13 protein-coding genes and 1 pseudogene are annotated in these 12,542 nt (G+C 71.6%); 11 read left to right on the forward strand and 3 right to left on the reverse strand.

Annotated features, from left to right (window positions below):
- Window positions 1-234 precede the first annotated feature (234 nt).
- On the forward strand, window positions 235-438 hold the full coding sequence (locus tag WH07_RS38350) for a DUF397 domain-containing protein (RefSeq protein ID WP_232789138.1): 204 nt from the start codon (window positions 235-237) through the stop codon (window positions 436-438).
- Here the strand turns inward: WH07_RS38350 and WH07_RS32400 are convergent.
- A complete protein-coding gene (locus tag WH07_RS32400) occupies window positions 428-1,600 on the reverse strand; it encodes an 8-amino-7-oxononanoate synthase (RefSeq protein ID WP_046508077.1) in 1,173 nt (390 codons plus the stop codon). The two genes, WH07_RS38350 and WH07_RS32400, sit on opposite strands and share 11 nt — an antisense overlap.
- A 144-nt stretch (window positions 1,601-1,744) precedes the next feature.
- Between WH07_RS32400 and bioB the strand changes: the two genes are divergently transcribed.
- Genes bioB through bioD form a run of 3 tightly spaced genes read left to right on the forward strand, consistent with a single transcriptional unit; the run spans window position 1,745 to window position 4,925 of the window.
- Entirely contained in the window at window positions 1,745-2,929 is a 1,185-nt protein-coding gene (gene bioB, locus WH07_RS32405; protein WP_046508079.1) for a biotin synthase BioB, read from the forward strand.
- Complete coding sequence (locus WH07_RS32410) at window positions 2,922-4,211, forward strand: adenosylmethionine--8-amino-7-oxononanoate transaminase (RefSeq protein ID WP_046508081.1); 1,290 nt, start codon at window positions 2,922-2,924, stop codon at window positions 4,209-4,211. Before bioB ends, WH07_RS32410 begins: the two co-directional genes overlap by 8 nt.
- Before the next feature lie 3 nt (window positions 4,212-4,214).
- Entirely contained in the window at window positions 4,215-4,925 is a 711-nt protein-coding gene (gene bioD, locus WH07_RS32415; protein ID WP_046508083.1) for a dethiobiotin synthase, read from the forward strand.
- Between the two features lie 70 nt (window positions 4,926-4,995).
- On the opposite strand, the gene WH07_RS32420 is transcribed toward bioD, so the two are convergent.
- Window positions 4,996-5,367, reverse strand: coding sequence for a hypothetical protein (locus WH07_RS32420; RefSeq protein ID WP_046508085.1), 372 nt, complete (start codon window positions 5,365-5,367; stop codon window positions 4,996-4,998).
- Window positions 5,364-5,591 carry an antitoxin gene (locus tag WH07_RS32425; RefSeq protein WP_079023740.1) on the reverse strand — a complete coding sequence of 76 codons (228 nt, stop codon included), beginning with the start codon at window positions 5,589-5,591 and terminating at the stop codon, window positions 5,364-5,366. Before WH07_RS32425 ends, WH07_RS32420 begins: the two co-directional genes overlap by 4 nt.
- 91 nt (window positions 5,592-5,682) lie before the next feature.
- Here WH07_RS32425 and WH07_RS38355 point away from each other — a divergent pair.
- The 7 genes and pseudogenes from WH07_RS38355 to purB form a co-directional block, all read left to right on the forward strand.
- Window positions 5,683-5,823: pseudogene (locus WH07_RS38355) on the forward strand (LLM class F420-dependent oxidoreductase); the annotation flags it as partial.
- Window positions 5,824-5,994: 171 nt separating this feature from the next.
- Window positions 5,995-6,420: a GNAT family N-acetyltransferase gene (locus WH07_RS32430; RefSeq protein ID WP_046508089.1), complete on the forward strand. Its 426-nt coding sequence runs from the start codon at window positions 5,995-5,997 to the stop codon at window positions 6,418-6,420.
- Between the two features lie 78 nt (window positions 6,421-6,498).
- Window positions 6,499-7,878: a hemolysin family protein gene (locus WH07_RS32435; RefSeq protein ID WP_046508091.1), complete on the forward strand. Its 1,380-nt coding sequence runs from the start codon at window positions 6,499-6,501 to the stop codon at window positions 7,876-7,878.
- A complete protein-coding gene (locus WH07_RS32440) occupies window positions 7,878-8,891 on the forward strand; it encodes a hemolysin family protein (protein WP_046508097.1) in 1,014 nt (337 codons plus the stop codon). The genes WH07_RS32435 and WH07_RS32440 overlap by 1 nt, the downstream gene beginning before the upstream one ends.
- Before the next feature lie 93 nt (window positions 8,892-8,984).
- Window positions 8,985-9,779, forward strand: a complete 795-nt coding sequence (locus WH07_RS32445; protein WP_046508099.1) for an SGNH/GDSL hydrolase family protein — start codon at window positions 8,985-8,987, stop codon at window positions 9,777-9,779.
- A 247-nt stretch (window positions 9,780-10,026) separates the two neighbouring features.
- Window positions 10,027-10,596, forward strand: a complete 570-nt coding sequence (locus tag WH07_RS32450; RefSeq protein ID WP_232789139.1) for a peptidase inhibitor family I36 protein — start codon at window positions 10,027-10,029, stop codon at window positions 10,594-10,596.
- Between the two features lie 219 nt (window positions 10,597-10,815).
- A complete protein-coding gene (gene purB / locus WH07_RS32455; protein WP_046508094.1) occupies window positions 10,816-12,258 on the forward strand; it encodes an adenylosuccinate lyase in 1,443 nt (480 codons plus the stop codon).
- Window positions 12,259-12,542 lie beyond the last annotated feature (284 nt).

Raw genomic sequence — 12,542 nt, forward strand, 5'->3', positions numbered from 1 at the left:
TCTGGAACGGGAAGAAGACCTAGAGGCGTCCTGCGCCGCGTTCCGTACGATGCAGACGCATTCCCTCCCGCCCGAAGAATCATTGGATCTCATCGCCGGGATCTGTGACGGCGTGTAGGGAGCATCATGGCCGCCTACCTCGCACAGCCCCCTGTCCAGACTTCATCCTCATCCTCCACCCCCCGCACATCCCCCACCCCATCAACGGCCTCTCCGGTCTGTCCGCCGTCCCCGGTGCCGCCCCTGGCCGCGGACTCCGTCTGGCGGCGCAGCAGGCACAGCACCGGGGCGAACAACTGCGTGGAGTCCGCCCGTACCGCCGCGGACGTCCTCGCCGTACGGGACTCCAAGAACGTGACCCGGCCCCATCTGTCGTTCACGGCAGCCGCGTGGACGTCCTTCGTCTCCGCGCTGCGCGGGGAGACCTTCACGCATTGACCGGCCGAACGCGGGCCGCGCCCTCGGGAGCGGTCGCCACGACCGTCCGTACCGCCGCGCCGATCTGCTCCCCCGTCAGATCGGCGCGCGCGGTGAGCCGGATCCTGGAGATCCCGTCCGGCACCGACGGCGGGCGGAAACAGCCCACGGCGAGTCCCTCGGCACGGCAGTCGGCGGCCCACCGCAGTGCGGCCTCCGGGGACGGCGCCCGTACGGATACGACCGCCGCGTCCGGCGGCGCGGCGCTCAGCCCCGCCCCGGTCAGCCGGCGGTGCAGCGTCCGGGACACTTCGCGCGCCCGGTCCGCCCTGGCGGGCTCCGCGCGCAGCAGCCGCAGACTCTCCAGCGCGCCGCCCACGGCCGCCGGGGCGAGCCCGGTGTCGAAGATGAACGTCCGGGCGGCGTTGACGAGATGCTCGATGACCCGGGCCGGACCGAGGACCGCGCCGCCCTGGCTGCCCAGGGACTTGGAGAGCGTCAGGGTGACGGCCACTCCCGCCGCGCCCGCGATGCCCGCGGCGTGCGCCGAGCCCCGGCCGCCCTCGCCGAGCACTCCCAGGCCGTGCGCGTCGTCGATGAGCAACGCGGCTCCCCTGTCCCGGCACAGCTCGGCCAGTTCCGCCAGCGGCGCGGCGTCGCCGTCCACCGAGAACACCGCGTCGCTGACCACCAGCGAGCGCCGCTCCGGATGCGCGTCGAGGGTCTTGCGCACGGCCTCGGGCTCCGCGTGCGGTACGACCACGGTCTCGGCGCGCGAGAGCCGGCAGCCGTCCACGATCGAGGCGTGGTTGCCCGCGTCGGAGACGAGCAGGGAGCCGCGCGCGGTGAGCGCGGTGAGGGCGGCGAGATTGGCGGCGTAGCCGGAGGAGAGGACGAGCGCGGCCTCGAAGCCGCAGAACGCGGCGAGTTCACGCTCCAGTTCGGCGTGCAGCTCCGTGCTGCCGGTGACCAGCCGGGAACCGGTGGACCCCGCACCCCAGCGGCGCGCCGCCTCCGCCGCCGCGCCGGTCACCGCGGGATGGCGGGCCAGCCCCAGATAGTCGTTGCTCGCCAGATCCAGCAGGTCCGACCCGGCCGGGCGCGGCCTGAGCGTACGGACGAGACCCGCCCGCTCGCGGCGGCGCGCCTCGTCGTCGGTCCAGTCGAACGGATCCTGCGCCATGGATACGGTCCTTTTGTAGGGTGCGCACAGACTTTAACCGTGTGGGGACCGGGTCAGGATGTGGCCATGCACACACTTCGTTCCGGTCGTGTTGTCGGGTTCCTCCCTGGCTTCGAGGTGCTCGCGTAGGCCAGGATCGGCACCATGGACCTGCTGAACACGCTGGTGGAGAAGGGCTTGCGGCGCGAGCTGCCGACCCGCGAAGAAGCGCTCGCCGTGCTGGCGACCTCCGACGACGATCTGCTCGAGGTGGTGGCCGCGGCCGGGAAGGTGCGGCGGCAGTGGTTCGGGCGGCGGGTGAAGCTCAACTATCTGGTGAACCTGAAGTCCGGTCTCTGCCCCGAGGACTGTTCGTACTGCTCGCAGCGGCTCGGTTCGACGGCGGACATCCTCAAGTACACCTGGCTGAAGCCCGACGAGGCGTCGAAGGCGGCGGCGGCCGGAGTGGCGGGCGGCGCGAAGCGGGTCTGTCTGGTGGCGAGCGGACGCGGACCGACGGACCGTGATGTGGACCGGGTGTCGCAGACCATCGAGGCGATCAAGGAGCAGAACGAGGGCGTCGAAGTCTGCGCCTGTCTGGGACTGCTGTCGGAGGGTCAGGCGGAGCGGCTGCGCGCGGCGGGGGCCGACGCGTACAACCACAACCTCAACACGTCCGAGGGGACGTACGGCGACATCACCACCACCCACACCTACGCCGACCGGGTGGACACCGTGCGGCAGGCGCAGTCGGCGGGGCTGTCGGCCTGCTCCGGGCTGATCGCCGGGATGGGCGAGAGCGACGCGGACCTGGTCGACGTGGTGTTCTCGCTGCGCGCGCTCGACCCGGACTCGGTGCCGGTCAACTTCCTGATCCCGTTCGAGGGGACACCGCTCGCCAAGGAGTGGAACCTCACCCCGCAGCGGTGCCTGCGGATTCTGGCGATGACCCGGTTCGTCTGCCCGGATGTGGAGGTCAGGCTGGCGGGCGGGCGTGAGGTGCATCTGCGTTCGATGCAGCCGCTCGCGCTGCATCTGGTCAACTCGATCTTCCTCGGCGACTACCTCACCAGCGAGGGCCAGGAGGGCAGGGCGGACCTGGAGATGATCGCGGACGCGGGCTTCGAGGTGGAGGGCGCGGACACCACGACGCTGCCGGAGCACCGGGCGGGCGGCGGATGCGGGCCGTGCGGCGAGTCCGCTCCGGCCGCGGATGACGCGCTGGGGCCGGAGGGCCGTACGGTCGCGGCGGGCACGGCGTCCGGTGCGGACCCGGCGTCCGCCTCGCGTACGGATCTGGTCGCCGTACGCCGCAGGGGTGCCGGGACGGATCTGGCGCCCAATGCCTGATCTGTCCACCGCCGATCTGCTGGCCCTGGACCGGGCCCACGTCTGGCATCCGTACGGCCCCATGCCGGGGCGTACGGAACCGCTGGTCGTGGAGTCCGCGTCGGGGGTACGGCTGCGGCTCGCCCAACCCGCCCACGGACAGCGCGAGTTGGTCGACGGCATGGCCTCCTGGTGGTCGGCGGTCCATGGCTACAACCACCCGGAACTCAACGCGGCGGCGCGCGGACAGCTCGACCGTATGAGCCATGTGATGTTCGGCGGGCTCACCCATGAGCCCGCCGTACGGCTCGCGTCCTTGCTGGTCGACATCACTCCCGAGCCGCTGCGCCATGTGTTCCTGGCCGACTCGGGCTCGGTGGCGGTCGAGGTCGCGGTGAAGATGTGCCTCCAGTACTGGCGCTCGCTGGGACGCCCGGAGAAGCAGCGGCTGCTGACCTGGCGGGGCGGCTACCACGGCGACACCTGGCAGCCCATGTCGGTGTGCGACCCCGAGAGCGGTATGCACGGACTGTGGTCGGGGGTGCTGCCGCGGCAGATCTTCGCGGACGCGCCGCCGGCCGAGTACGAGGAGAGTTACGCGGACGGGCTGCGCGACCTGATCGCCCGCCACGCGGATGAACTGGCGGCGGTCGTCGTCGAGCCGGTGGTCCAGGGCGCGGGCGGCATGCGTTTCCACTCCCCGCGCTATCTGCGGGTGCTGCGGGAGGCCTGCGACACGCACGGGGTGCTGCTGATCTTCGACGAGATCGCGACCGGATTCGGGCGTACGGGCACGCTCTTCGCGGCGGATCAAGCGGCCGTCTCCCCGGATGTGATGTGTCTGGGCAAGGCCCTGACCGGCGGTTATCTCACCATGGCGGCGACGCTGTGCACCGCGCGGGTGGCCGACGGCATCTCGCGGGGCGAGGTGCCCGTACTGGCCCACGGGCCGACCTTCATGGGCAATCCGCTGGCCGCCGCCGTCGCCCTCGCCTCGGTCGAGCTGCTGCTCGGCCAGGACTGGGAGCAGGAGGTCAAACGGATCGGCACGGGTCTGCGCGACGGGCTCGCGGGGGCCTCGGCCCTGCCGGGCGTACGGGACGTGCGGGTGCTCGGCGCGATCGGTGTCGTCCAGCTCGACCACGAGGTGGACATGGCAGCGGCGACCCGGGCGGCGGTGCGGGAGGGCGTGTGGCTGCGGCCGTTCCGCGATCTCGTCTACACGATGCCGCCGTATGTGACGGGGGACGACGATGTCGAACGGATCTGCCGCGCGGTGACCGCGGCGGCGCGGGAGGGCTGAGCCATGCCCGTACTGATCGTGACCGGGACCGGCACGGAGATCGGCAAGACGGTGGTCACCGCAGCGGTCGCGGCGGCGGCGCTCGCCCGTGGACGTACGGTCGCGGTCCTCAAACCCGCGCAGACCGGGGTCGGCCCTGACGGGCACGGTGACGCGGCGGAGGTCGTACGGCTGGCGGGTCCGGTGACGGCGGCCGAGCTGGCGCGGTTCCCGGAGCCGCTGGCCCCGGCGACGGCGGCGCGCCGGGCCGGGATGGCGCCGGTCAGCCCCGAGGAGGTGGCGGAGGCGGCCGGGAAGCTGGCCGCGGAGCACGATCTGGTGCTGGTCGAGGGCGCGGGCGGGCTGCTCGTACGGTTCGACGAGGCGGGCGGGACACTGGCGGACGCGGCCGGGCTGCTGGGGGCTCCGGTGCTGATGGTGGTCCCCGCCGGGCTCGGCACGCTCAATATGACCGCGCTCACCGCCGAGGCGCTGCGGGCGAGGGCGCTGACGCTCGCGGGAATGGTGGTGGGGAGCTGGCCCGCCGCCCCGGGGCTGGCGGAGCGCTGCAATCTGACGGATCTGCCGGAGGCGGCGGGAGCCCCGCTGCTCGGCGCCGTACCGGAGGGCGCGGGGGCGCTGGAGCCCGGTGTGTTCCGGGCGCGGGCGGCGGGGTGGCTGGCACCGCGGCTGGACGGTGACTGGGACGCGGGGCGGTTCGCCGCGGGATTCTGAGCGCTGACCGGGGGCCCGCCCGCGGCGGGCCTCGCTGACAGCACGGGCCGTCGACCGGCCGGTCCGCGGCTCAGACGCTCCAGGCGCGCAGTTCGTCGGCGATGGCGCGCACATCGGCCGTGCCGTCCTTGACCAGCTTGGCGAGATCGCGTACCTGCTCGGGCGAGGTGCTGACCTTCAGTCCGCTGGCGACGAGATAGGCGTAGGCCACGGCGGACGCGAACAGCGCGTTCGAGCGCTCCAGGGCCGGCACATGGAGCAGCAGTTGCAGCAGGGCCGCGGCACGGGCGGGCGCGTCGGCGTAGACGGGGGTGCCGAATATCTCAGCCTCGTGGCGGCTGACGGCGGCGACCAGCGCTCCCCAGTCGGTGACCTGTGGGTCACCGGGTGTGTTGTGCTCCGCGACCATGAGGAGCCACGAAAGCTCGATCCGAAGGGTCAACGCGCGCCTTCACGCCCCGCGCCGAACTCCTCGGTGAAGACCGACGCGTACTGCTTCATGAAGTCGGCCGCGGACTCGACGAACGTACGGCCGGCCTCGCCCTCGTCCTGCTTGACCAGCTCTTCGATATACCGGTTCACGCTCATCCCGCGCTGGGAGGCCAGCCGCCGCGCGGTCTCCGCGGTGGTGTCCTCCACCCGTACATTGAGCTGAGTCTTTGCCACCCGACCAAGCTAGCGCAGGAGTGCTAGCAGGGCAAGGGGGGCCGGTACGGCGGGGTACCGGCCCCGGCACGCGGCCCCTACGCTCGGCGCCATGACGCGGCCCTTTCGTTTCGGTGTGAACATGATGACGCCCGAGGTCGGCGGGGCATGGCGCCGGCGGTGCGCGCGGGCGGAGGAGCTGGGCTACGACGTGATCCAGGTGCCGGACCATCTCGGCATGGTCGCGCCCTGGTCTGGACCCCTGCATGGAGGCCTTCGCCCGGTGATCGCGGAACTACGCACCGGCTGACCTGTACAAAACCGACCGCGCCCTACAGGTACGGGTACCTGCCCGGGAACAAACGCGGGTACCGGCCCCGGAAACCGTTCGCCCGCGCGCCCCGGCCGGTGGTGGGATGCCCGCATGGACGATGTACGGATACGGGCCGCCGCACCGGCGGATCTCGACGCGGTCCTCGCCTTTTGGAAGACCGCCGCCGAGGGCACCAGCATCACGGACGACCGCGCCGGCACCGAGCGGCTCGTGGCACACGACCCCGGGGCGCTGATGCTGGCGGAGCGCGGCGGGGCGGTCGTCGGAACGGTGATCGCGGGGTTCGACGGCTGGCGCTGTCATCTCTACCGGCTCGCCGTGCACCCGGACCAGCGGCGCCACGGGATCGGCCGGGCGCTGATCGCGGCGGCGGAGGAGCGCTTCGTACGGCTGGGCGGGCGACGCGGCGACGCGATGGTGCTGGACCGCAACGAGCGGGCGCACCACGCCTGGCGGGCCGCGGGCTACGCCCCTCAGGGGCAGTGGACCCGGTGGGTGAGGCGGCTGGACGGCTGAGGCCGCTGGAAGCACCCCTCGGCGGCGATACCGCGCGGTCCGTCGTCCGCTGATCGACCATGGGACCGAGGTGAACCGATGACCGAAGTGCTGCTGCTCCTGGTGGCGATCCTGCTGTCGCTGCTCTGCGGCGCCTTTGTCGCGGCGGAGTTCTCGCTCACCACCGTCGAGCGCGGCGATCTCGAACGGGCCGCCGAGCGCGGCGAGCGCGGCGCGGCGGGCGCGCTGAAGGCCGTACGGACCCTGACCTTCCAGCTCTCCGGCGCCCAGCTCGGGATCACCGTGACCAATCTGGTCATCGGCATGCTCGCCCAGTCGTCGATCGCGAAGCTGATCCGCGGTCCCGCGGAGGCCGTGGGCCTGTCGCCGTCGGTCGCGTCCTCGGTGGCGCTGGTCATCGGTACGGGTCTGTCGACGGCCTTCGTGATGGTCGTCGGCGAGCTGGTCCCCAAGAACTGGGCGATCTCGTCGCCGCTGGCCGTCGCCAGAACGGTGGGGCCCGTGCAGCGGTACTTCTCCGCCGCCTTCAGCCCGTTCATCCGCCATCTCAACAACACCGCGAACCGGATCGTGCGCGGCCTCGGCCTGGAGCCCACCGAGGAGCTGGCCTCCACCCGCAGCCCGCAGGAGCTGGTCGCACTGGCGCGGCACTCCGCGCGGGAGGGCGCGCTGGAGCAGGACACCGCCGAGCTGTTCGTGAAGACCCTGAGCCTGGCCGCGCTCACGGCGGAGAACGTGATGACTCCCCGGGTCCGGGTGATGGCCCTCGACGTACGGGCCACCGCCGAGGACGTCGCCAACGCCACCCGCGCCAGCGGTCTCTCGCGCTTCCCCGTCTACCGGGACGGTCTCGACACGGTCGTCGGCATCGCGCACATCAGGGACGTCCTGGCCGTCCCCGCCGAACGGCGCCACCGCCTGCCGGTCGCCGATGTGATACGCGAACCGCTGCTGGTGCCGGAGACGCTGACCGTCGACCGGCTGCTCGACCGGTTCTCGGGCGGCGTCGCCATGGCCGTCGTCATCGACGAATACGGAGGAACCGCGGGGGTCGTGACACTGGAGGACATCGTGGAGGAGATCGTCGGCGAGGTACGCGACGAGCACGATCCGCAGGAGGCCGCCGATCTAGCGCCGGTGGGCCAGGACGCGGAGGGCAGGGCGCTCTGGTCGGCGGACGGCGCGGCCCGTGCCGACCAGCTCCGGACGGCCGGACTGCGGATGCCCGACGGGCCGTACGAGACGCTCGCCGGGCTGGTCGCCACGGAGCTGGGCCGTATCCCCATCGTGGGCGACCGGCTCGCCCTCGGCGGCTGGCTGCTGGAGGTCGTGGACGCCACCGGCCGCCGCGCGGCCCGGCTGCTGCTCCACGCGCCGGTCAGGCTGCCCGAGGACGAACAGCGACGCGAGCAGGGGGACACCCGGGAGGACCAGGATCAGGAGGGGAAGGCCGGATGATCACCGCAGTCCAGCTCTTCGTCGGTCTGCTGACGCTGGTCGTCAACGCCTTCTTCGTCGGGTCCGAGTTCGCCCTGATCTCCGTACGGCGCAGCCAGATCGAGCCCGCGGCCGAGGCGGGCAACCGGCGGGCGCGCGCGGTCGTCTGGGGACTGGAGCACGTATCGGCGCTGCTCGCGGCGGCGCAGCTCGGCATCACCCTGTGCACCCTGGTGCTGGGCATCGTCGCCGAACCCGCCATCGCGCACCTTCTGGAGCCGTTCTTCAACGCCGTCGGGATGCCGCACGGCCTGGTGCATCCGATCTCGTTCGTGATCGCGCTGGTCCTGGCGACCTATCTGCACATGCTGCTGGGCGAGATGGTCCCCAAGAATGTCGCGCTGGCCGAACCGGCGCGGGCCGCCCTGCTGCTCGGCCCGCCGCTGGTGGCGCTGGCGCGGGCGCTGCGCCCGGTGATCTTCACCGTCAACGCCTTCGCGAACGGTCTGCTGAAGCTGCTCCGGGTGCAGACCAGGGACGAGGTGCTGGCCACGTACTCCGACGACGAGCTGTCCCGGCTGGTGACGGACGCGGGCCATGCCGGATTGCTCGACGACCGCGCCACCGAGCGGCTGCACGACGCGCTGGAGCTGGGGCGGCGGCCGGTCAGCGATGTGGTGACGCCGCTGGAGCAGGTGGTGTCCGTACGGCTCGGGGTCACCGCCGAGGAGCTGGAGCGGCTGGCGGCGGAGTCCGGCTTCTCCCGTTTCCCGGTGGTGGACGCCACCCGCCGGATCCTCGGTTATCTCCACGTGAAGGACGCGCTGGACGCGGCTCCGCGCGACGAGCCGTTCCCGGTCTCCGCGATGCGCGCGATCGCGCGGGTCAGGGCGTCGACCCCGATGGACGACGTCCTGACCGCGATGCGGCGCGGCCGTACGCATCTCGCGGCGGTCCTGGACGCCGACGGCCGGCTGGCGGGCCTGGTGACCATGGAGGACGTCCTGCGCCAACTGGTGGGCAGGCACGCCTGAGCGGAGGCGCGGACGGGGCGTGCTCCGGTGGTCCGGAGCCGGGTCCGGGGCCGCCGCTCGGGGGAACGTACCGCACGGTACGATCAGCCCGCCATGCAGATGAATGCCAACTACACCAGCCTTGTGGCGGTCGGTGACTCCTTCACCGAGGGCATGTCCGACCTCCTGCCCGACGGCTCGTACCGCGGCTGGGCGGATGTCCTCGCCGGCCGTCTCGCCGCCCGCTCCCCCGGCTTCCGGTACGCGAATCTCGCCGTACGCGGCAAGCTCATCGGCCAGATCCTCGACGAACAGGTGGACACCGCGGCGGCCATGGGCGCGGATGTGGTGACGCTGGTCGGCGGTCTCAACGACACGCTGCGGCCGAACTGCGACATGGGGCGGGTACGCGGGCTGCTCACCGAAGCCGTGGAGAAGCTGGCGCCGTCGTGCGGCCGGCTCGTCCTGATGCGCAGCCCGGGGCGCAACGGTCCGGTGATGGAGCGTTTCCGGCCGCGCATGGAGGAGCTGTTCGCGTGTGTGGACGAACTGGCCGCACGGCACGGCGCCCTGGTCGTCGATCTGTACGGCGCGCCCGCGCTCGGCGATCAGCGGATGTGGGACACCGACCGGCTGCATCTGACGGCGGAGGGCCATCGGCGGGTCGCCGAGGCGGTCTGGCAGACGCTGGGGCTGCCGGCGGAGGACGACTGGCGCGCGGAGCTGCCGCCGGCCGAGCCCGTACGGTGGCCGGCGCGGCGGGCGAGCGACCTACGGTTCGCGCGGCAGCATCTGGGGCCGTGGATCGCCCGCCGGGTGACCGGCCGCTCCTCCGGCGACGGCAGAGCCCCCAAACGCCCGGAGCTGCTGCCTTACGAGGAGCGGATATTCACTCCCTCCGGGGAATGAGAACGAACTCGCAGGCGAATTCCGAACTGGAATTCCCGATCCCTAACCCGAATGGGAATCCGGGAATGGCTTGTTCCTGACCAATATTTTGCCGGGCTATTGACGGGCATTGCACCGCGCCGTTTAGTGGAGCATGTCGACAGGATTGAGGGACCAGAAGAATGCCATGCCCCGACTGACCACGGGGCAACTGGTCCGTTGAGTTTCCGATCTGGGGGAAACAGTGAAGAAATACAGTTCCGTCTTGGTGGCCGCGGCACTCACGGGGGTGGGCGCCCTGCTCGCCGGTCCGGTACCGGCGGCATCGGCCGCGGACGTCCAGGTCCGCGGCGGAAAGGCCGCCTCGGCGGTGGACGGCGCCGTCGCCGCGTACGGACAGAAGAAGGTCAACCTCAAGCACGACGGCTGGGGCGACGCCCGCAGTTGCGTCGTGCACTCCCTGACCGAGGTGCGCTGCTTCAAGGCGCACGCGGAGGCGGACAAGGCGCTGGGCTACTCCCGCGCCACCGATCCGCTGCTGCGCGGCAGGGCCGCCGGCGCCAAGGCATTGCCGGCCTGCGCCGACGGCTGGACATGTCTGTACGAGCACACGAACGGCGGCGGACGCCGACTGATCTTCAACGACTACCAGTGGCACAACCTCAACGAGTACGGCTTCAACGACCAGACTTCGTCGTGGCGGAACAGGCAGTCGAATTCAAACGCCTGGCTGGCCGCCGACGAGGGGGGCAGGGGCGGTCAGATCTCGCTCGGCCCGAACTCCTACAGCTCGAATCTCGGCGCCTATAACGACTGGGCCAGCTCAGTCGCCGCCTGACGCCGACGCCGGCGGCGGCAATTGACCGGGCGCCTGTGGGGTATCGGCTCAGCGCCGAAATCCCATGGGCGCCTTTTCGATTCGACCGGAAACGACGCGCCGGAATCACGGACGGACCCTGAACCCGTCCGGCGGTTCGGGGCCGGACGGGCGCCCGGCCCGACCCGTCGCACCAGCCGCGGCGCCGACCTGCGTGAACCGCCAGTAGAATCGGCTCACGTGACCGCCGTAACCGCGAAGCCTCGCATCCCCAATGTCCTTGCCGGCCGCTACGCCTCCGCGGAGCTGGCCGTGCTGTGGTCCCCCGAGCAGAAGGTACGGCTGGAGCGCCGGCTCTGGCTCGCCGTGCTGCGGGCGCAGAAGGACCTCGGGATCGATGTGCCCGACGCGGCCCTCGCCGACTACGAGCGCGTCCTCGACCAGGTCGACCTGGCCTCCATCGCCGAGCGCGAGAAGGTCACCCGGCACGATGTGAAGGCGCGCATCGAGGAGTTCAACGCCCTCGCCGGCCATGAGCAGGTGCACAAGGGCATGACCTCGCGCGATCTGACGGAGAATGTCGAGCAGCTCCAGATCCGGCTGTCGCTTGAGCTGACGCGGGACCGTACGGTCGCGGTGCTGGCCCGGCTCGGGAAGCTCGCGGGCGAGTACGGCGAGCTGGTCATGGCCGGCCGCTCGCACAATGTGGCCGCGCAGGCCACCACCCTCGGCAAGCGGTTCGCCACGGCCGCCGACGAACTGCTCGTGGCGTACGGCCGGTTGGAGGAGCTGCTCGCCCGCTATCCGCTGCGCGGGATCAAGGGCCCCGTCGGCACGGCACAGGACATGCTCGACCTGCTGGGCGGCGACACCGCGAAACTGGCGGAGCTGGAGCAGCGGATCGCGGCGCATCTCGGCTTCGCCCGGGGGTTCACCTCCGTCGGCCAGGTCTATCCGCGCTCGCTCGACTACGAGGTGGTGACCGCGCTGGTGCAGCTCGCCGCCGCGCCGTCCTCGGTGGCGAGGACGATCCGGCTGATGGCCGGGCACGAGCTGGTCACCGAGGGCTTCAAGCCCGGCCAGGTCGGCTCCTCCGCGATGCCGCACAAGATGAACACGCGGTCCTGCGAGCGGGTCAACGGCCTGATGGTGATCCTGCGTGGCTACGCCTCGATGACCGGCGAGCTGGCGGGCGACCAGTGGAACGAGGGCGATGTCTCCTGCTCGGTGGTCCGCCGGGTGGCCCTCCCCGACGCGTTCTTCGCCTTCGACGGACTGCTGGAGACCTTCCTGACGGTCCTCGACGAGTTCGGCGCGTTCCCGGCGGTCGTGGCGCGCGAACTGGACCGCTATCTGCCGTTCCTGGCGACGACCAAGGTCCTGATGGCCGCGGTACGGGCCGGGGTGGGCCGCGAGGCCGCGCACGAGGTCATCAAGGAGCACGCGGTGGCGTCGGCGCTGGCGATGCGCGAGCGGGGCGCGGAGCGCAACGAACTGCTCGACCGGCTCGCGGCGGACGAGCGCATTCCGCTCGGCCGGGCCGAGCTGGACGCGCTGATGGCGGACAAGCTGTCCTTCACCGGTGCGGCCGAGGACCAGATCGCGACGGTGGTCTCCCGGATCGAGGCGATCGTCAAGCAGCACCCCGAAGCGGCGGGCTACACCCCCGGTTCGATCCTGTGAGCGGGAGCGACACGACTGTGTGAGCGGGCGGGACGCGATGACGACAGCCCGATGAGCCGAATCGGCCTGCGCTGACGGCCCGTCACCTCCAGTCGAGTCAGGCCAGGTCGCGTCGGGTCAGGTCAGGTCAGGTCAGGTCAGGTCAGGTCAGGTCACGGAGGGTCCGTCTCCGTGACCGCGGCTATCAGCCGCAGCGGCTGTTCCCCGTCCTCCCCCGCCAGCCCCACCGCCAGCCAGCGGCCCTCGATCCGCCAGAGATGCAGAAACCGGGGGCCGTCACTGAG

Source organism: Streptomyces odonnellii (assembly GCF_000981895.1).
Lineage (GTDB): Bacteria > Actinomycetota > Actinomycetes > Streptomycetales > Streptomycetaceae > Streptomyces > Streptomyces odonnellii.